This is a genomic window from Streptomyces sp. NPDC048696 (assembly GCF_043198895.1).
In the GTDB taxonomy this organism is placed as follows: domain Bacteria; phylum Actinomycetota; class Actinomycetes; order Streptomycetales; family Streptomycetaceae; genus Streptomyces.
Genome location: NZ_JBICVJ010000004.1, coordinates 134,251 through 152,993 on the forward strand (window position 1 = coordinate 134,251; position 18,743 = coordinate 152,993).

Annotated in this window: 21 protein-coding genes; 6 read left to right on the top strand and 15 right to left on the bottom strand. The window is 69.7% G+C overall.

The genetic code is table 11. The features are described from left to right. Positions 1–276: 276 nt before the first annotated feature. Together glnII and ACGFRG_RS09765 are read right to left on the bottom strand one after the other, a co-directional pair. On the bottom strand, positions 277–1,305 hold the full coding sequence (gene glnII / locus ACGFRG_RS09760) for a glutamine synthetase (RefSeq protein ID WP_361425104.1): 1,029 nt from the start codon (positions 1,303–1,305) through the stop codon (positions 277–279). A gap of 194 nt (positions 1,306–1,499) precedes the next feature. Next, positions 1,500–1,973, bottom strand: a complete 474-nt coding sequence (locus ACGFRG_RS09765; protein WP_393262912.1) for a hypothetical protein — start codon at positions 1,971–1,973, stop codon at positions 1,500–1,502. Between the two features lie 185 nt (positions 1,974–2,158). Here ACGFRG_RS09765 and ACGFRG_RS09770 point away from each other — a divergent pair, with 185 nt between their 5' ends. Continuing rightward, the gene (locus tag ACGFRG_RS09770; RefSeq protein WP_393262915.1) at positions 2,159–2,716 is read left to right on the top strand and encodes a carboxymuconolactone decarboxylase family protein; all 558 of its coding nucleotides are present in this window, start codon (positions 2,159–2,161) and stop codon (positions 2,714–2,716) included. 98 nt (positions 2,717–2,814) lie between these two features. On the opposite strand, the gene ACGFRG_RS09775 is transcribed toward ACGFRG_RS09770, so the two are convergent. Then, positions 2,815–3,174: an arsenate reductase family protein gene (locus ACGFRG_RS09775; protein ID WP_393262917.1), complete on the bottom strand. Its 360-nt coding sequence runs from the start codon at positions 3,172–3,174 to the stop codon at positions 2,815–2,817. A 162-nt stretch (positions 3,175–3,336) separates the two neighbouring features. Between ACGFRG_RS09775 and ACGFRG_RS09780 the strand changes: the two genes are divergently transcribed. Next, the gene (locus tag ACGFRG_RS09780) at positions 3,337–3,618 is read left to right on the top strand and encodes a hypothetical protein (RefSeq protein ID WP_188277798.1); all 282 of its coding nucleotides are present in this window, start codon (positions 3,337–3,339) and stop codon (positions 3,616–3,618) included. A gap of 92 nt (positions 3,619–3,710) precedes the next feature. On the opposite strand, the gene ACGFRG_RS09785 is transcribed toward ACGFRG_RS09780, so the two are convergent. The 5 genes from ACGFRG_RS09785 to ACGFRG_RS09805 form a co-directional block, all read right to left on the bottom strand. Beyond that, a complete protein-coding gene (locus ACGFRG_RS09785; RefSeq protein ID WP_361425091.1) occupies positions 3,711–4,022 on the bottom strand; it encodes a DUF6087 family protein in 312 nt (103 codons plus the stop codon). Continuing rightward, entirely contained in the window at positions 3,982–5,238 is a 1,257-nt protein-coding gene (tgmC, locus tag ACGFRG_RS09790) for an ATP-grasp peptide maturase system methyltransferase (protein ID WP_361425088.1), read from the bottom strand. Before tgmC ends, ACGFRG_RS09785 begins: the two co-directional genes overlap by 41 nt. After that, entirely contained in the window at positions 5,228–6,187 is a 960-nt protein-coding gene (gene tgmB, locus ACGFRG_RS09795) for an ATP-grasp ribosomal peptide maturase (RefSeq protein ID WP_361425085.1), read from the bottom strand. Before tgmB ends, tgmC begins: the two co-directional genes overlap by 11 nt. Beyond that, positions 6,187–6,492, bottom strand: coding sequence for a putative ATP-grasp-modified RiPP (gene tgmA / locus ACGFRG_RS09800; protein WP_393262921.1), 306 nt, complete (start codon positions 6,490–6,492; stop codon positions 6,187–6,189). Before tgmA ends, tgmB begins: the two co-directional genes overlap by 1 nt. A 126-nt stretch (positions 6,493–6,618) precedes the next feature. Then, positions 6,619–7,041, bottom strand: a complete 423-nt coding sequence (locus ACGFRG_RS09805) for an ATP-binding protein (protein ID WP_361425079.1) — start codon at positions 7,039–7,041, stop codon at positions 6,619–6,621. A 245-nt stretch (positions 7,042–7,286) separates the two neighbouring features. Here ACGFRG_RS09805 and ACGFRG_RS09810 point away from each other — a divergent pair, with 245 nt between their 5' ends. Both ACGFRG_RS09810 and ACGFRG_RS09815 read left to right on the top strand, forming a co-directional pair. After that, positions 7,287–8,540: a helix-turn-helix transcriptional regulator gene (locus ACGFRG_RS09810; protein ID WP_361425076.1), complete on the top strand. Its 1,254-nt coding sequence runs from the start codon at positions 7,287–7,289 to the stop codon at positions 8,538–8,540. Continuing rightward, positions 8,525–9,097 carry a GNAT family N-acetyltransferase gene (locus tag ACGFRG_RS09815; protein WP_393262924.1) on the top strand — a complete coding sequence of 191 codons (573 nt, stop codon included), beginning with the start codon at positions 8,525–8,527 and terminating at the stop codon, positions 9,095–9,097. Before ACGFRG_RS09810 ends, ACGFRG_RS09815 begins: the two co-directional genes overlap by 16 nt. 130 nt (positions 9,098–9,227) lie before the next feature. Here ACGFRG_RS09815 and ACGFRG_RS09820 read toward each other — a convergent pair whose 3' ends face one another. Together ACGFRG_RS09820 and glnA are read right to left on the bottom strand one after the other, a co-directional pair. Next, positions 9,228–9,896: a DUF4145 domain-containing protein gene (locus tag ACGFRG_RS09820; RefSeq protein ID WP_393262926.1), complete on the bottom strand. Its 669-nt coding sequence runs from the start codon at positions 9,894–9,896 to the stop codon at positions 9,228–9,230. Positions 9,897–10,045: 149 nt separating this feature from the next. Next, entirely contained in the window at positions 10,046–11,455 is a 1,410-nt protein-coding gene (glnA, locus tag ACGFRG_RS09825) for a type I glutamate--ammonia ligase (RefSeq protein WP_361425070.1), read from the bottom strand. A 244-nt stretch (positions 11,456–11,699) separates the two neighbouring features. On the opposite strand from glnA, the gene ACGFRG_RS09830 reads away from it, so the two are divergent. Continuing rightward, positions 11,700–12,167 carry an RDD family protein gene (locus ACGFRG_RS09830; protein ID WP_361425067.1) on the top strand — a complete coding sequence of 156 codons (468 nt, stop codon included), beginning with the start codon at positions 11,700–11,702 and terminating at the stop codon, positions 12,165–12,167. Positions 12,168–12,412: 245 nt separating this feature from the next. On the opposite strand, the gene ACGFRG_RS09835 is transcribed toward ACGFRG_RS09830, so the two are convergent. From ACGFRG_RS09835 to lipB, 4 genes are all read right to left on the bottom strand, one after another. Beyond that, a complete protein-coding gene (locus tag ACGFRG_RS09835) occupies positions 12,413–13,111 on the bottom strand; it encodes a DUF4191 domain-containing protein (protein ID WP_361425064.1) in 699 nt (232 codons plus the stop codon). 19 nt (positions 13,112–13,130) lie between these two features. Further along, positions 13,131–13,334, bottom strand: coding sequence for a hypothetical protein (locus tag ACGFRG_RS09840; RefSeq protein ID WP_188277794.1), 204 nt, complete (start codon positions 13,332–13,334; stop codon positions 13,131–13,133). A 314-nt stretch (positions 13,335–13,648) separates the two neighbouring features. Then, on the bottom strand, positions 13,649–14,614 hold the full coding sequence (gene lipA, locus ACGFRG_RS09845) for a lipoyl synthase (protein WP_361425060.1): 966 nt from the start codon (positions 14,612–14,614) through the stop codon (positions 13,649–13,651). Positions 14,615–14,740: 126 nt separating this feature from the next. Next, positions 14,741–15,538 (bottom strand): lipoyl(octanoyl) transferase LipB, encoded by a 798-nt coding sequence (lipB, locus tag ACGFRG_RS09850; protein WP_361425057.1) that lies wholly within the window; start codon positions 15,536–15,538, stop codon positions 14,741–14,743. Between the two features lie 209 nt (positions 15,539–15,747). Here lipB and ACGFRG_RS09855 point away from each other — a divergent pair, with 209 nt between their 5' ends. After that, positions 15,748–17,217: a regulator gene (locus ACGFRG_RS09855; protein WP_361425054.1), complete on the top strand. Its 1,470-nt coding sequence runs from the start codon at positions 15,748–15,750 to the stop codon at positions 17,215–17,217. A gap of 112 nt (positions 17,218–17,329) precedes the next feature. Here the strand turns inward: ACGFRG_RS09855 and ACGFRG_RS09860 are convergent, their stop codons facing one another. Further along, the gene (locus ACGFRG_RS09860) at positions 17,330–18,703 is read right to left on the bottom strand and encodes an NAD(P)/FAD-dependent oxidoreductase (RefSeq protein ID WP_393262932.1); all 1,374 of its coding nucleotides are present in this window, start codon (positions 18,701–18,703) and stop codon (positions 17,330–17,332) included. Between the last annotated feature and the right edge of the window lie 40 nt (positions 18,704–18,743).

Genomic DNA, 18,743 nt, shown 5'->3' on the forward strand with positions numbered 1-18,743 from the left:
TCAAGGTCGCTGCGACCTGTAGCGGGGTTCGGGAAGCTGGCCATGGGGCCATTCAACCAGATAGGTCTGGACCCGCCCAGCGCCTCCCACGTGCTGATACGGATCCTTGGCACGGGGTGGCCAAATCCCGCCGCCGGAAAGGCCGGAGGGGAGGCGGGAGGGAGCGCCGGAGCAAGCACCGGAGGGAACGCCGAAGGGAGCGCCGGAGGGCGCCCACCGCACGTACGCGGTGAACGCCCTCCGGAGAACCGTGGCCGAAACTCCGGCTCGCTCGGCTCAGACCTGTCCGGCCTTCTCAAGCCCGGTGCAGCAGGTCTCGACGATGAGCCGCGTGACGACGTACGGGTCGACGTTGGCGTTGGGGCGGCGGTCCTCGATGTAGCCCTTCTTGTCCACCTCGACCTGCCACGGGATGCGCACCGAGGCGCCGCGGTCGGAGACGCCGTACGAGTACTCGTTCCACGGGGCGGTCTCGTGCAGCCCGGTGAGGCGGTCGTCGATGCCCGCGCCGTAGTTCTTGACGTGGTCCATCGGCTTGGAGCCCTCGCCCAGCGCCTCGCACGCGGTGATGATCGCGTCGTAGCCCTCGCGCATGGCCTTGGTGGAGAAGTTGGTGTGGGCGCCCGCGCCGTTCCAGTCGCCCTTGACCGGCTTCGGGTCGAGGGTCGCCGAGACGTTGAACTCCTCGGCCGTGCGGTAGAGCAGCCAGCGCGCGATCCACAGCTGGTCGGAGACCTCCAGCGGGCCGACCGGGCCGACCTGGAACTCCCACTGGCCCGGCATGACCTCGGCGTTGATGCCGGAGATGCTCAGACCCGCGGCGAGGCAGTGGTCGAGGTGCTTCTCGACGATCTCGCGGCCGAAGATCTCGTCGGCGCCGACACCGCAGTAGTAGCCGCCCTGGGCGGCCGGGAAGCCGCCGACCGGGAAGCCGAGCGGACGGGTGCCGTCGAAGAAGGTGTACTCCTGCTCGATGCCGAAGATCGGCTCCTGGGCGGCGAACCGCTCGGCGAGCGGACGCAGCAGCGCGCGCGTGTTGGACGCGTGCGGCGTGCCGTCGATGTCCAGGACCTCGCACAGGACGAGTACGTCGTCGCCGCCCCGGATCGGGTCCGGACAGGAGAAGACCGGCTTGAGGACACGGTCGGAGGCGTGCCCCTGGGCCTGGTTGGTGGAGGACCCGTCGAAGCCCCACACGGGCAGCTCGGCGTCGGTGGGCGCACCCGCGATGATCTTGGTCTTGGAGCGGAGCTTGGCGGTCGGCTCGGTGCCGTCGATCCAGATGTACTCGGCCTTGAACGTCACGGAAGCCATCCTTTGCGGGAGCTGCGGGGTGCGGGGCCCGGCGCTGTGGCGGGTCCGGCGGTGCGGGGTCCCGGCGGTGTGGGGGGTCGCCGGTGCGGGCAGCTTCACATCTGCGCATTTCCCGTCCGTTGCCCGTTTGTGAACCCGGTGTTACTCGGGTTTGGCCACGGCCTGTTGTCTTCTTGTCTCTTCTGTCACTTGATGACCGCATTCGCTCCGGCGATGAGCACGCCGATCGCCGCGTCGGCGCCGCCGATGAGCGTGGCGGCCCGGCGCCGGTAGCCCACCCGCAGGGCGGCGAAGGTGCCCCAGCCGAACAGCAGGGCCGCGTTGAGGGCCAGCCCGGCGGTGGTGACGTCACTTTCGCGCCAGCCCAGGGGGCCGGAGGCGATGAGCAGCAGCACGGTCGGCATACACGCGATGATCACCGGCCACTCGTCGGACACGGCCACCGCGAGCCGCCGCCACCGGTGGCCGCCGCTGTCCTGCCGATGGCACGACATGTGATGCGCGTACGCGTGGGCGAGCGCGGCGGTGCCGGCGGTCACCAGGATCCAGGCGGCGTTGTAATACGGCGTGTACGGGGTGCCCTCGCTGTGCAGCGCCGCGAGCAGCGCGCTGCTGAGCACGGTCCCGTACACGCCGCCGAACAGCCAGTTCTTCTGCATGGGCTCCACGGTAGGAGCAGTTTTCACCCGGATCGTCCGCGTTGAGTACTGGTTGATCTGACCGAAAGGATGACAACCGGGGGAGAGGGGCGGGGCTCGGGGGCCCGCAGAATCGACCCTTGAATTGACCCACGTTTCCGCATCGGAAATGCACCTGTGGGCGGGTCGCATGCTCCCGTAGATTCATGATCATGACGACGACGCAGAACACGCAGACCATGACGACGACCACGACCGAGGCCATGACCGCGACGATCACCGGGGCCGTGGCCCGCGCGGCGGCCGAGACCCCGATCCGTATCGACTTCGCCAAGGCGAACCCGAAGGCGTTCAAGGCGATCATCGCCCTGAACGCGGCGGCCACCGAGCACCTCGACCCGGCCCTGGTGGAGCTGGTGCAGATCCGCGCCTCGCAGCTCAACAGCTGCGCGTACTGCCTTCACATGCACGTCAGCGACGCGCGCAAGGCGGGCGAGGACCCGGAGCGGCTGCACATGGTCGGCGTGTGGCGCGAGGCCCCGCACTTCTTCACGCCGCAGGAGCGCGCGGCCCTCGCCCTCACCGAGGCGGTCACGCTGATAGCCGACGGGGGTGTGGAGGACGAGGTGTTCGAGGAGGCGGCCGAGGAGTTCAGCGAGCAGGAGCTCGGCGGGCTGCTCGCGCTGATCTTCACGATCAACACGTGGAACCGGCTGAACGTGACCGCGCGCAAGGTCGCGGGCACGGACGAACGAGTCCGCTGACGGCCTCCGGGGCGGCTGGTGGGGGCGATTACCCGGAGGCGGCTGCCGGGAGGCGGTTACTGAGGGGGCGGCGACCGGGGGAGGCACCCGGGGGCCGACTACCGGGAGAGCGCGTCCCGCACGGCGTCGTCCGTGCGGGCGACCACCGCCGTACCGTCGTCCGCCGTGATGATCGGGCGCTGGATGAGCTTGGGGTGCGCGGCGAGCGCCGCGATCCAGCGCTCGCGCGCCCCCGCGTCACGCGCCCACTCCTTCACCCCGAGCTCCTTGGCCTCGGCCTCCTGCGTACGCGTGATGTCCCACGGTTCGAGCCCGAGCCGGTCGAGTACGGCGCGGATCTCGTCCTCGGACGGTACGTCGTCGAGATAGCGGCGGACGGTGTACGAGGCGCCCTCGGCGTCGAGCAGCTGGACGGCGCTGCGGCACTTGGAACAGGCGGGGTTGATCCAGATCTCCATGCCGGACAACGTACCGCCCCGAGGGTCCCGCCACCCCCTCCCAACCCACCTGGCCAGCGAGAACGCCGATCCCAACGGCCGTTCGGGCCAGGCCGATTGTCAGTGGTGGGCAGTAAAATTGAGGCAGTTCGTGAGGGTTCCCGACTGCCCAGGAGGATGCCCATGGCCGCTGCCGTACTCACTTCGCACACCCCGCAACAGCTGTCCCTGCTGTCCCTGAAAAAGGTGCCGCTGCCCGCCGGGCGTCCGCGTGTGTGGTACGAGACGCACAACAGGCGCCTCAAGGCGATGCGCCTGGCCATCGCCCTGCTCGACACCGGCGTGTACCAGCCCGAGCAGGCCCCCAACCGCAAGATACGCACGACGGCGGAGCTGATCGGAGTCCACCCCCCGTCCGACACGACGTGCCGGATGGTCCGGGCCCTGATCCGCTACGGCCGCTGACGCTGGGGCGGTGCCGCGCCTGTTGTTGGGGCGCGGCACCGTTTGCGATCATCAGCGGGTGGTGGCGGCGCCGTCGGCGTGTGCCCTGTCGCTCAGTGCCGGTCCGGCCTGGGCGACGGGGGTTTCCTGTGCTTGCCGCGGCCGGAGCCGAGCGGCTTCGGTACCGGTCCCGGAGTCGGAGGTTCGCCGACCTCCGGGTAGAGGACGGCCTTGGCTTCGGCCAGGCCGGCGACGAGGCCGTGGGGCTCCCACGTGTGCCCGTTCCACCGCTCGATGGCGCGTGGCGCGTCCGGGCTCAGGTGCGAGCCCTTCGGGCCGTCGCCGGAGACGACGGGCACGGCGCGAAGTCGACCGATCTTCGCGTCACGGCGCGCCGCCCAGTCCTTCAGCGGTTCGTCGTCCATCCTGCCGTTCCTTACCTCGGTGGGTGTCTCTGGAGGGTAGCGGCCACCGGGGGCCGCCTGGGCTTCCGAGCCAGACCACCTGCGCATCGCGGGAGACCGTCACGCCGAACGAGGAACGGCTCGGTGACCCGTACTCCTGCCACGTGGCAACCGCAGATTCCACGGCATCCCACAGTCGGCGTGGGCCCCCTTGGCGAACCTGCCAGCCGCTGTCCGAAGGAGCGAGAGCCGCGAACGAACCGGTGATGCTGTCCAGTACGAACGTGCTGATCGGACCGCCGTCCACTGGCAGGGAGAAGAACCGGGCATCCGGCACCGCGAGCTGCGCCATGAAGGCAGCACCGGAACCCGTGAGGACTTCCGGTCCGTACGTGGCCTTCCGCTTCATGCCGTCGTCAGGCCCTGGCACCGTACCGAGGTTTTCCGGCGCGTCCTGCTGGCGGGCGATCATGAAGCTCGGGTCGTCCTCGCTGAACCACCCGCTCGCGCTGCCTCCGGTGACGACGAGCTTGACGAGGCCGAGCGAGCGCATCCAGCCGCGCAAGGTGGTGAGGATGACACCGCCCGGCCGCACCTGCTCCACCCAGGCCGGGGGGATGTTGCGGAGGCCGCATGTGGCGATCAGCCGGTCGTACGGGGCCCTCTCCGGGTGGCCGGCGCGGCCGTCAGCCACCAGCAGGTGAGGGGTGTAGCCGCACTGGGCGAGGGCTTCGCGGGCTCGGCGGGCCACGCCCTCGTCCGTCTCGATGGAGGTCACCGGCTCACTGCCGAGCCGGTGGCACATCAGCGCCGTGGAGTAGCCGGTACCTGTGCCGACCTCCAGTACGGTCATACCGTCCTGCACGTCGAGATCTTCGAGCATCCGCAGGACGAGGCTCGGGAGCGTGGACGATGAGGTGGGGGCTGCGTTGCTGATCGGCTGCGGGTCGTTCCAGTCGATGTCCCGGCCGTCGAACTGGGTCATCCATGTCTCGTCGGTGTAGGCGAGCCGGAGCCATTCCTCGGGGCCGACGCTCTCCGGTGTGACCGGCTCATACGTGGTGACACCGGGGGCGTCGCTCTCGCGGTAGAAGCACGGGATGAACAGGTGGCGGGGCACGGCCTCCACGGCGGCTCGCCACTGGGGCGACCTCAGCTGGCCGTCCTTTTCCAGCTGTCCGGCGAGCTGTCGCCGGAGGCCGGCCGCAGCCTTCTCAATACCCGGCTCAGTGATCACGGGGCCCTCCTTCCAGAAGATCCGCGAGTGCGGCGGTCATGGGCAGACCTGTCGGTGGCTCCAGCCACGCCCACTGTCCGGAAGGGTTGCACTCCATGAAGATCCACTCCTCGGACTCGGCCAAAGCGAAGTCGAACGCCCCGAAGACGAGCCCGAAGTGCTTCAAGTAGGCGCGCATCGCCCTTTCTACTGCGGGCGGTGCGGTGACGGGCGCGTACGTATGGGTGCTGTAGTCGGTGCGCCAGTCGAGGAGACCGGAGTCGATCCGCACCGCGAAGGTCCGATCGCCGATGACCGTGACCCGAATGTCGGCGGCCTTGTCCACGCGGGCCTGGAAGAGATGCATGGTGCCGGCCACTGAGTCGTCGATCTCGTCGACCGCCACCTCCTCGACCGGGACCGTCTGGGCTTTGCCGTCGACCAGGTAGAGCGGGACCGACAGCGGCTTGAAGATGACGGATCCGTTCTCCTCGACGAAGGCTCGTGCGTCGTCCGGCACGTTCGTGATCAAGGTGGGCGGCAAGGCGAATCCGGCCGCCGCTGCGGCGGCGAGCCCTGCGGGCTTGTACTCGGCGTCGCCGATGCGGTTCGGGTGGTTGACGTACAGACAGTCGGGCAGGGAGGTCAAGATGCCGCCAAGCCCGTAGCGGGCCTGGGCCACGGCAAAGCGCGCGTCCTGCTTGTCGAGATGGGGGAACGCGAACCCGGAGGGACGCCGGTAGTACACCGAGCGCACCGATCCCAAATCGGCACGCCTGCTCGGGGTTTGCACGCTTCCGTGCCACGCGTCGGTCTCGCCGATGTAGGCCGAGCACGACAGGGTGGCCGGGAAGTCACCGGAGTCGAACCGCACGACCGGGACACCCCGGCCGTGCAGCTCGGCAATCACGAAGTCCGCGGTCGGGTCGTCGAGATTCGTGATGACCAGGACCGGACGTCCGTCCTTCATCACTGGTCGGTGTCGTTCCCCGTGTCGCTGTCGGGAGCGTCACCGCCTGCGCGATCCCCCTGCCCTGTGGTGCCCGTCGGGGGATTCGTGCCGGAGGAGGTGCCGTGCCCCGGGGCCAAGGCCGCTGCCCCGGAGGCATCGAGATACCGGGCGGTCTGCGTCGCCGGGTCCAGCGTCACCGTCGCGTAGTCGTGCCCCTCGAAGGGCGGGTACGGGGAGATGCGGCGCAGACCCCAAGGAGCGACGGTCCGGAGTCCCTGTGGAAGCGGACTGCCCGTGGGAAAGCGATCCATGTGGTTGAACATGAGTCTTCCTCTCTGTTCTGCCGGAAGTGCTGTCTTTCACGTGACTTGTTCTCCCGCCCGACATTCGGGGTGCGGGTCGTCGATCAACTCCTATGGGGGGCAAGAGCCGTAAGGTGAGATGCGGGGTCAGCATGTGAGTGGCATCCGGAGCTCGGCCCAGACGAGCTTGCCCCAGGGGTGCAGGTCGTAGCCCCAGCGCTGGCTCGCGGCCGCCACCAGGGCCAGGCCGCGGCCGTCCTCGGAGTCGTCGCCAGAGCGATTCATTTCCGGGGTGTCACGGCTTGTGTCGGCGACGCCGATCCGGATCACTCCGTCCGGCTTCTGCTGGACCCTGACACAGACCACTCGGCACCGAGTGTGGTTGATGGCGTTGGTGATCAGTTCCGAGACGACCAGTGTTGCGGCATCGGCCAACTCGCCTATTCCCCAGGCGTCCAGGGCGGCAGAGACGAGCAGGCGGGCGCGGCGTGCGGATTCCGGCTCGCACGGCATGGTCTCGCTGTAGCCCGGGTCGCCTGTAGTTGTAGGTCTGGCGGCGGTCGTGGTCACGGGTCATCCCTCCGGTGGCAGGCCGCCCGTCCCCGCGACGGGGGGACGCTGGGGCGGGCTCTCCTCCATGCGCCGGGGAAGCAGGAGCTTTCGCCTCTCCGACGGCTGGCAACGAGTCAACGACCAGTGGCCTCCGGGGGACAGGAAAGGTCCCGCCTTGACTGGCGACGCCGAACCGGAAGACTTTGCCTGCTCGTGATGCGAGGTCTGGCCCCCTGCGTGACCGCAGAGCTACGGTCGATGCCATGGCAGCGAACGCCATCCTCAAGAGCCGGATGGACGAACTCGGGCTCACCCAGGACGAATTGGCTGGTCGGATGAACGCTGCGCTGGCAGAGATCACCGGAAGGCCCGGCGACGTCTCGGCCCGCACGATCCGCAACCTGCTGAACGGCACATCCCGTCGCCCCATCGGGCGTACGTGCGTGGCTCTGGAGCGGGTGTTCGGCTGCCCTGTCGAGGACCTAGGGTTCAGCACACCACGCCCCACGCAACACCCGCAGGAGGATCCCGTGCGGCGTCGCACCTTCATCACTTCGGCCACTGGGACCGCAGCCGCCGCCGTTCCCTTGGTTGCCCAACGTCGCGCGGTCGGCATGTCGGACGTGGCTCGGGCCTCCGCCGGAATGAACGCACTTGTCGCAGCCGACGATCGCCTGGGCGGGCACGCGAAGCTGGAGAAGGAGGCCATCAGAGGCCGCAGCAGTGTGCTGGAGCTGCAGCAGCGAAACGCCGGCGAACGCGTCCGCCGAGCCCTCTACGCCCTCGCCGCCGAGTACACGACCGTCGCCGCCTGGTCCTGCATCGATGCCCGCAACCTCGATCAGGCGCAGCAGTACCTCAACGAATCCACCACGTACGCCGGTCTCTCCCAGGACGGCCCAACGGAAATGCGCGTGTGGGTCAATCTCTCGATGCTGGCCTACCAGCGCAGGAACTGGCCCGAAGCCCTGGCGGCGGCCCAAGCCGCACAAGCCTCCTCGGCGGCTCGCAAGGATCCGTTCTTCGACTCTCTGGGCCGGGTCCGGGTCGCTCTCGCCTACGCGACCCTCGGTGACGGTCGCGGCGCCTTGCGGGCTCTTGGATCCGCCCAGGACTCCTTCACCAAGGCGCCGGAGCTGGAGCGCCCCCGTTGGACGGCGTTCTACGGCAGGGCCGAACTCGACCACCTCGCCGCCGTGGTCCACAACAACACCGAACGCTTCGCCCACGCCGAAGCCATGGCGCACCGCGCGCTCGCCAGGATCCCGCCCGCCTTCCGCCGCAACAGGGCGCTGGCGACCGCCCAACTCGCCCTCGCGCAGCTCCACCAGGGAGACGCCGAACAGGCCACAGCCACCGCCGTCGAAGTCTTCACGATCATGGACGGCACTCCCCTCCCCGGCCGGATGCGGACTTTGATCGGCGACTTCCACCGGGACCTGTTCGTCCTGGCCCCGTCCACCGCCTACGCACGAGAGTGGGCGGACCGCATGCGAGTCGAATGGAGCCGAGCGTGATCGACCTGCGTCATTTCCAGCACGGAAATCTTCCCGGGGGCTTCAGGCAAGTGCTGATCGACGTGCACGCCGATGCTTACGCCGACCAGATGGACGACCCGTTCCATCAGCGCTTCCCATGGTTCGTCGACCACTGGACAGTGATGGAGGGCTTCTCCTGCGTCGTGGCCTACGACGCGGACGAGCCGGTCGGCTTCGCCTACGGCGCTCCGCTCGCGTCGGGCCGGGAGTGGTGGCGTTCCACCGACTACGAGCCGAACGGCGGCCGCACCGCCACGTACGCGGTATCCGAGGTCATGGTGCGCCCCCGGTGGCGCAAGCAGGGCATCGCCGATCGGCTGCACGAAGCGCTGCTGAAGGAGCGCACGGAGGACCTCGCCGTCCTCTTGGTCGACGTGACACACCCCAAGGTGCAAGCGCTGTACGAGTCATGGGGGTACGCCAGGGTCGGTGACCAACGGCCGTTCGCAGACTCCCCGCTGTACGCGGTCATGGTCAAGCACCTCCGGAAGCAGGACGCCGTCCCGGTCGGTGACACGTCAGCTGATCACTGCTGACCACAGTCCGCCAGCGTTCGGCGCAGGTGCAGATCCCGGCCGTGAAGTGGGCGTCGTAGCCTGACAGCCTCTGCTCCACGTTGACCCGCTCGGAGCCAGGGCAGCGGGCGGCCGTGGGCGATTTCACTGCTTACGGTGACGGCCGATGCTCTCCAGCGTCGGAGGTCACCCCAGCACGACGCTGTTGGAACTTCTCGTACTGGGCGGTTAGGACGTACATGTAGTCCAACAGCGCTTCTGGAAATGCCAGTGCATCCGCCGCATCCTCGCGGCTTACGGGCGTACCCGTGTAGTGCGCACCCTGGTTGCCCAGGAATCGCAACGCCTCGGCCCACTCGAGGAGCCGCCCTTCGATCTTGCCATCGTCACGAAGCTGCTTGAGCGACGCTGCGAGTGGCTGCCTCCTCGTGATGCCTTGTTCCTGGCATACGCCTTCAAGCGTGCGCCGAACCATCACAGCTGTGGCGGTGTACGCACGAGCTCTGAAGCAAGCTCGTGCCTCCTCATGCTCGCTACGGAGCTCTGCTGGGACGAAGAAGCTGAGTGGACGTCCAGCAACCGGCCATAGTCGTTCGGGAGGGGTCCACCCGTTTCCTGTCCCCTCCTGTCCGAGCAGCATGGCCGAGCCGCAGTCGTCACATCTAACGAGAGAGTGGAGGACTTCAGGGCCGCCACCCTCGATTTGGTACGGGTGCTCGACGTATGTGCCCTGAACATGAGCTAGAACGGGCTTATCGCAGTGTGGGCACTCGCTAAGCATTGGTGGGATCGGCGTTCCCCACGCCCCCGTGGCTGTCATGGCGTGAGGCTAGCGGGACACGGCAAGCATGGGAGCAGTTCAGGAAAGAAGAAAACCGCCGACCGTGCCCCACCTGGACGGTGGAAGACACGGCCGACGGCCCACAAGCGGCCCAGGTGAGCGCAAAGGCGCTCCGACCTGGGGTCCTACTAAATGTCGAAGTAAAGCTCGAACTCGTGCGGGTGCGGACGGAGCTGGATCGGGGCGATCTCCGCCGTGCGCTTGTAGTCGATCCACGTCTCGATCAGGTCGGACGTGAAGACGCCGCCCGCCTGGAGGTACTCGTTGTCGGCCTCCAGGGCCTCCAGTACCGCCGGGAGGGAGGTCGGGACCTGGGGGACGCCCGCGTGCTCCTCGGGGGCGAGCTCGTAGAGGTCCTTGTCGATCGGCTCGGCCGGCTCGATCTTGTTCTTGATGCCGTCGAGGCCCGCGAGCAGCAGCGCCGAGAAGGCGAGGTACGGGTTCGAGGACGGGTCGGGCGCGCGGAACTCGACGCGCTTGGCCTTCGGGTTCGAGCCCGTGATCGGGATGCGCATCGCGGCGGAGCGGTTGCGCTGCGAGTAGACCAGGTTGACCGGGGCCTCGAAGCCGGGGACCAGGCGGTGGTACGAGTTCACCGTCGGGTTGGTGAAGGCCAGCAGCGACGGGGCGTGCTTGAGGATGCCGCCGATGTAGTAGCGCGCGGTGTCCGACAGGCCCGCGTAGCCCTGCTCGTCGTAGAAGAGCGGCTCGCCGCCGGTCCACAGGGACTGGTGGACGTGCATGCCCGAGCCGTTGTCGCCGAAGATCGGCTTCGGCATGAAGGTCGCGGTCTTGCCGTTGCGCCAGGCGACGTTCTTCACGATGTACTTGAAGAGCATCAGGTCGTCGGCCGCGGCCAGCAGCGTGTTGAACTTGTAGTTGATCTCCGCCTGGCCGGCCGTGCCCACCTCGTGGTGCTGGCGCTCGACCTGGAGGCCGGACGCCTCCAGCTCCAGGGAGATCTCGGCGCGCAGGTCGGCGAAGTGGTCGACCGGCGGGGCCGGGAAGTAGCCGCCCTTGTAGCGGACCTTGTAGCCGCGGTTGTCGTTCTCCGCACCGGTGTTCCAGGCGCCGGCCTCGGAGTCGATGTGGTAGAAGCCCTGGTTCGCGGAGGTCTCGAAGCGCACCGAGTCGAAGACGTAGAACTCCGCCTCGGGGCCGAAGTACGCGGTGTCCGCGATGCCGGTCGACGCGAGGTAGGCCTCGGCCTTCTTGGCGATGTTGCGCGGGTCGCGGCTGTACTGCTCACCCGTGATCGGGTCGTGGATGAAGAAGTTGATGTTCAGCGTCTTGTCGCGACGGAAGGGGTCCAGACGGGCCGTCGACAGGTCCGCGCGCAGCGCCATGTCGGACTCGTGGATGGCCTGGAAGCCGCGGATCGAGGAGCCGTCGAACGCCAGCTCCTCGGCCGGGTCGAACGCCTTCGCGGGGATCGTGAAGTGCTGCATCACGCCCGGAAGGTCGCAGAAACGGACGTCTACGAACTTCACGTCCTCGTCCGCGATGAACTTCTTCGCGTCGTCGGCGTTCTGGAACATCCAACTCCTCCTACTCCCACCCGGGGGAGGGCGGGGTTGCAGCTCGGTCGTGCGGCCAGTGCGGTGGCACACGCTCGACCCGACCATAGGCAGACGGGATTTCTCAAGCGTGACCCGTTTGTTTCGCCCAAGTTAACCGGGGCCGGGGTAGGCGGCGCATCAAGACCCGTATAAATAGGATAAATCGGGTCCACTGTCCCATCCCGGGGGCCGCCCACGAAACACCGGCCGGTACCGTGGAGGGGTGGACAAGAGGCAAGCAATGGGATCGTGGCTCTCCGGGCCCAAGGCGGCGGCCGAGGAGATGGGCGTCGACTTCGGTTACCGGGGTGAGCAGCTCGGTCTGCCGGAGGAGGGGCCGGGCGCCATCGCCCCCCTGGGGCGGCGCTTCGGCGCCATCTTCATCGACTGGACGCTGTGCGCCCTGATCGCATACGGGCTCATCGCGCACCGCGACATCCACCTCACCAACAACTGGGCGCTCGTCGTCTTCCTGGTGCTGAGCGTCCTGACCGTCGGCACGGTCGGCTTCACGCCCGGCAAGCGCATCATGGGCCTGCGCCTGATCGCCGAGGGCGGCGGCCGCCTCGGCTTCCTCCGCTCCACCCTGCGCAGCGTCCTGCTCTGCCTCGCCCTCCCCGCACTGATCTGGGACCGAGACGGCCGCGGCCTCCACGACCGCCTGGCGAGAGCGATCCAGGTCAGGATCTAGACCCGCCATCTGAGCAACCCCCAGGGGACGGCTCCCCAAGGGGCGCCCCGCAGGGGCGCTTCCAAGGGGCGCGGGGAACTGCGCGACCAGCCCACCGCAACCCGCGCCCACCGCAACCCGCAGCCGAAATGCACACCCGCGGGAGCAACGCACGTCAGTGGCGTACGCGCACGTACGAGAAGGGGCGGTCCGACCACTCAGGTCCGGACCGCCCCTCTCGTACGTACACGTACAGGCAAAAAAACCTAGCGCGCCTTTCCGCCGCGCGGCATCCGCATCCCCTTGGGCATCGGCCCCTTGGGAAGCGGCATGTTGCTCATCAGATCGCCCATCGCGCGCAGCCGGTCGTTGGCCGCCGTCACCTGCGGGCCCGGCAGGACGCGCGGGAGCTTCAGCAGGGTGGTGCGGAGCTTCTTGAGCGGCACCTGGCCCTCGCCGTCGCCGACCATGACGTCGTGGACGGGCACGTCCACCACGATCCGGGCCATCTTCTTCTTCTCGGCCGCCAGCAGCGACTTCACCCGGTTCGGGTTGCCCTCGGCCACCAGCACGATGCCGGCCTTGCCGACCGCGCGGTGCACGACGTCCTGGCTGCGGTTCATCGCCACCGCCGGAGTCGTCGTCCAGCCGCGGCCGATGTTCTGGAGCACCGCGGCCGCGGCCCCCGGCTGGCCTTCCATCTGCCCGAAGGCAGCGCGCTCGGCACGGCGTCCAAAGACGATCGCCATGGCGAGGAAGGCCAGCAGGAAGCCGAGAATGCCCAGGTAGATGGGGTGACCGAGCCAGAAGCCGAACGCGAGGAAAGCACCGAAGGTGACGATTCCCACTGCCGCGACGACGAGACCGACCACCGGGTCAGCCTTGCGGGTCATCTTGTACGTCAGGGCGATCTGCTTGAGTCGCCCGGGGTTCGCAGTGTTGTCTGCGTTTTCCTTCCTCGCCATGAACCCGAGTTTACGTGCCCTAGGAGGGACGGGTAGCCACGGCCTCCAGTACGTGCAGGGCCTCGGTGCGGTCCTTGGCCCGGCGTCGGTCCTCAAGGACCGCCGTCCAGGCGTTGCGGCGGGCGGTGCGCTGGCCCGCGGCCATCAGGAAGGACTCCATGGCCCGCAGTGCGTCGGTCACGGACGGGAGCGCGGTGGCGCGTACGGTCGTCGCGGCCTGCATGGTGGCGGTTCCTCCCTAGTACGAGGGACAGGGGGCGTGCGCACATCGGGGTGTGCGCCGAGGGGCGTGCGCGGTGGAGCATGAGCGGTGCGTAAAGCCAGGGTCACTGATTGGTGTTACCAGGGCGTGTCCGAGCGGTCAAACACCTATGAAACCTTGACGCTCCTCGGTAAAACGCTGACGCGGCCCGCACACACCTCCTACCTGCGAAGGATGTACGAGCCGCGTCGAATCGGCCATTACCGGCCGGTAGGCGCTTGTGCGCGAATTCACACGCTGCCGCCGCCAGGCGTTCCGCTATGCGGTGCGGACTGTCACGCGAGCGGTGCCGCCGCGGTCTCCCCACGCCGCTCCATCGCCTGCTGGAACAGCCGTCCGGCGCGGTACGAGGAGCGGACCAGCGGCCCGGACATCACACCGGAGAAGCCGATCTCGTCGGCCTCCTCCTTGAGCTCCACGAACTCCTGCGGCTTGACCCAGCGCTCCACGGGGTGGTGGCGCACCGACGGGCGCAGGTACTGCGTGATGGTGATCAGCTCGCAGCCCGCGTCGTGCAGGTGCTGCAGCGCCTCGCTGACCTCCTCGCGGGTCTCGCCCATGCCGAGGATGAGGTTCGACTTGGTCACCAGGCCGTAGTCGCGGGCCTTGGTGATGACCTCAAGGGAGCGCTCGTAACGGAAGCCCGGGCGGATCCGCTTGAAGATCCGCGGCACCGTCTCGACGTTGTGCGCGAAGACCTCGGGGCGGGACGAGAAGACCTCGGCCAGCTGCTCGGGGACCGCGTTGAAGTCGGGCGCCAGGAGCTCCACCTTGGTGCGGCCCTCGGCGCGGCCCTCGGTCTGCGCGTGGATCTGGCGCACGGTCTCCGCGTACAGCCAGGCGCCGCCGTCGGCCAGGTCGTCGCGGGCGACGCCGGTGATCGTGGCGTAGTTCAGGTCCATCGTGACGACGGACTCGCCGACGCGGCGCGGCTCGTCGCGGTCCAGCGCCTCGGGCTTGCCGGTGTCGATCTGGCAGAAGTCACAGCGCCGCGTGCACTGGTCGCCGCCGATGAGGAACGTGGCCTCGCGGTCCTCCCAGCACTCGAAGATGTTGGGACAGCCCGCCTCCTGGCAGACCGTGTGCAGGCCCTCGCTCTTCACGAGGCTCTGGAGCTTGTTGTACTCGGGGCCCATCTTCGCCCGGGTCTTGATCCACTCGGGCTTGCGCTCGATGGGGGTCTGGCTGTTCCGGACCTCCAGGCGCAGCATCTTGCGTCCGTCGGGTGCGACTGCGGACACGACGTGCTCCCTATGACTTCGATTCTTCGGCGGACACCAGGGTACGCCCGTTATTTGCGTGGCATTACGTCTGGCCAACCCGTGGCCAGCGGGGCGCATTCCCGTTCCCGGTGCGCCCGGGGCGTACTAGGCGGTGGCGGGCTCGATCTCCCTGGGCGCCAGTTCCGCGTTCTCCAGGATGTCCTTGAGGTGCTTCTCGATCACCGGCAGGACCTCGGGGATCGTGATCTCGCGGCCCAGTTCGTACGAGAGCGATGTCACGCCCGCGTCGCGGATGCCGCACGGCACGATCTTGTCGAACCAGGTGTTGTCCGGGTTCACGTTCAGCGCGAAGCCGTGCATCGTCACGCCCTTGGCGACGCGGATGCCGATCGCCGCGAGCTTGCGGTCCTCGCGGCGCTGGCCCGCGTTGGAGGGCGCGTACTCCGGGCCGTTCAGCCGCGGGTCGAACTCCTCGTCGGTGAGCCGGGGGTCGAAGTCGAGGGCGAGACCGCCGAGCTTGGGGCGCTGCTCGACCGGGTCGCCGAGCACCCACACGCCGCTGCGGCCCTCGACCCGGGTGGTCTCCAGGCCGAACTCGGCGGCCGTACGGATCAGGGCCTCCTCCAGGCGGCGCACGTGCGCGACCACGTCCACCGGGCGCGGGAGCTTCTGGATCGGGTAGCCGACCAGCTGGCCCGGGCCGTGCCAGGTGATCTTGCCGCCGCGGTCGACGTCGACGACCGGGGTGCCGTCCAGGGGGCGCTCGCTGGGGTCCGTGCGCCGGCCCGCCGTGTACACCGGCGGGTGCTCAACGAGCAGACAGGTGTCCGGGAGCTCGTCCGCGAACCGGGCCGCGTGCACCCGCCGCTGCTCGTCCCACGCCTCCTGGTATTCGACCGCCTCGTCGCCGAAACCCAGTCGGACAAATCGCAGCTCGTTCACGTCCGGCTCCTCACCCAGTGCACTACATGCGCCCCAGCCACTGTACGACCGCGTTCGATGGCACCGGGAGCCGGGCAGAAACGGCACCTCCTCACACGATCGGATGAATGCGGGGCGTAGGTGGTGGTCAGGGCGGTATCGGCCGCTAAATTCCCCCCGTTCCATGAGGGCTGCCCGCTTGGCCCGGAAGGCAGGAGAACGCACAGCTGATGACGGAACGACCCGCGCAGCGCACCCCCAACCGCCAGCTCGCCGCGCTCATCGCGGAGGCCGGGTTCTCGAACGCGGGCCTGGCCCGCCGTGTGGACCAGCTCGGCCTTGAGCACGGCCTGGATCTGCGGTACGACAAGACGTCGGTGACGAGGTGGCTGCGCGGGCAGCAGCCACGCGGCACCACGCCGGCGCTGATCGCCGAGGTGTTCACCCGGCGCCTCGGGCGCCGACTATCGGCCCAGGACCTGGGGCTCGACGCCTGCGCCCCGGTCTACGCGGGCCTGGAGTTCGCCGCGACACCGGAGGAGGCCGTCGACATCGTCAGCGGTCTGTGGCGCAAGGACTCCGGCAGCCATATCGAGCTGCGCAAGATCGCGTTCACCCCGGCCGGTCTGGTCGTCCCGAGCCGGGACTGGCTGATCGGGCGGGCCGACGAGCGGGTCGGCCACGGCGACCCGTCCCCGCGCTTCGCGGGGGGCGAGGCGGCCGCCCCGGGCCCCCGCATCCCCAGCCAGGGGCGGCCCGGCGTGCCGCGCCAGCGGAGCTCCGACCGGGGCCCCGGACAGCGCGTGACCAGCGGCGACATCGCGGCCCTGCGATCCGTCGGCGAGCTCTTCCGCACCCTGGACCACGCCTACGGCGGCGGCCACGCGCGCCAGGCGCTGGTGCGCTACCTGGAGCACGAGGCCGAGCCGATGCTGCGCGGCTCGTACGGGGAGACCACCGGCCGCAGGCTCTTCGCGGCGGCCGCCGACCTGACCCGGCTCGCGGGCTGGACCTCGTACGACATCGCGGCGCACGGTCTGGCCCAGCGCTACTTCGTGCAGGCGCTGCGCCTGGCGCAGGCGGCGGGGGACCGGGCGTACGGGTCGTACGTGCTGGTCACGATGAGCCGACAGGCCGTCTACCTGGGCCACGGCCGGGAGGCGGTCCAGCTGGCGCGGGTCGCCCAGCAGGGCGTCGGCTCGTCGGCGCCGCCGGTGGTGCAGGCGATGCTCAACTCCGTGGAGGCGCGCGGGCACGGGGTGCTCGGCGAGATCCGGGCCTGCACGGCCTCGCTGGTGCGGGCGGAACGGGCGATGGAGACGGCCCGGCCGGGCGACGATGTGCCGCACTGGGCGCGGTTCTTCGACGAGGCGCAGCTGGCCGACGAGTTCGGGCACTGCCACCGGGATCTTCAGCAGTACCGGGCGGCCGCGCAGCACGCGGAGCGCTCATTGCAGCTGCGCGCGCCCGCGTACGCCCGCTCGCGGTTGTTCTGCCGGGTGGTACTCGCCTCTGCCCGGCTCGGGCTTGGCGAACTCGACCAGGCCTGCGCGCTTGCCGCGGAGGCTGCGCAGCAGGCGAGTGAGATGCGGTCGGTTCGGGCGACGGAGTATGTACGCGACTTCGAGCGCCGGCTTGAGCCGTACCGCGACGCGGCGGCCGTCCGAACGTATCGCGACCGGGTCGCGGCGCTCGGGTAGTGCGGGGCGCCCACGGGGTGGGGTGCGTTGTCGCTTGGCTGCGGGCCGGTGGGAACTGCGCGCGCAACCCAGCACGGTCCGCAGCCGGATACCTGGCCCGGCCAGCGCAGCGCTACGCCGCCGCCCCCATCGCCGGAACCTCTGGTTCCGCAGCGCGGCCCAGGTCGGAGAGGATCGCGTGGGCGGCGCGGCGGCCCGAGTACAGGGCGCCCTGGACCGTACTGGTGTCGCGGTGGTCGCCGCAGACGTACAGACCGGCCAGCACCCGGACCGGACGGCGTACGTCGTGGGGCGCGGGCATCGCCGGGACCGCCTCCGGGGTGTGGCGGACGGCCAGCAGCTCCCAGCCGTCCGTCGACGTCCCGTAGAGCTGGGCCAGATGGCGCAGGACCGCCGCCTCCAGGTCCGGCGGCGGGGTGCCCAGGACCGTGGAGCTGACCAGGGCGCGGCCGCGCGGCGCGCGCGCCGGGTCGACCTCGCTCATCACCGCCGTGTACGCCACCGGCCCGGCCCGGTCCGCGTCGAGCAGCAGCGCCGGGTCCGTCAGCGGCGGCTCGGGAGCCGTGTGGTGCAGCACGGTGATCGGGTGGAACGCGGGCACGCGCAGCCCGGGCAGCAGCTCGGCGGCGGCGCGCGCGTCGGTGGCGAGCAGCAGCGAACGGCAGCCGATGACGCCGTGGTCGGCGGTGCTCACGGAGGTCGTGGCGACCGAGGTGACCTTCACGTTCGTACGGACCGTGCCCGGCGGCAGCGCCGCCGCGAGGAGCTCGGGCAGCACGGACGCGCCCCCCGACGGCACGCACAGCCGCCCGCGCGCGAAGCCGCGCAGCGCGAGGTCGGCGCACCGGCTCGACGTGGTGAGGTCCGGGTCGCAGAGCAGCGCGGAAAGCAGCGGCCGCACGAAGCCGTCCAGGGTGCGGGTGGGCAGGCCGCGGGTCTTCAGGGCGGCCCCGATGGGCAGTTCGGGCCGGGTCAGCAGCCGCTCGACCGGGGTCGTGGCGAGCCGGGCCAGCGCGGCGCCGAGGCGGGCCTGGTCGAGCGCCCCGCCCAGCGGGGTCGGGGCGCCCCGCACGGCGCTTCTGGGCACCCCCCGGGCGGCTCCTCGCGCGGCTCCCCGGGCCGTACCCCGGGGGGCGCTCGCGAGGGCGCGCGCCGCAGCCAGTGCGCCCCGCGCGCTCCGGGGCACGCCGGCCCGGTAGTGCCGCCCGGCGCTGTGGACGAGCACTCCGGGCGAGAACGCGCTCAGGCCCAGGCCCTCCAGGCCGGGCGAGCGGGCCAGCTCCGGATACGAGGTGGAGAGCAGCTGGCCGATCCGGTCGAGGCGGAAGCCGTCCAGGTGCTCCGTGGACATCCGCCCGCCCACCTCCCCGGCGGCCTCCAGAACCATGACCGTCACTCCCGCGCCGGTCAGCTGATGGGCGGCTGACAGGCCCGCGAGGCCGGCTCCGACGATGACGACGTCCGCATGGTGCGCGGTGCTGAGCACGTGCCCCTCCCAGAGGTCGGCGCGGCTAGGTGGAGGCCTC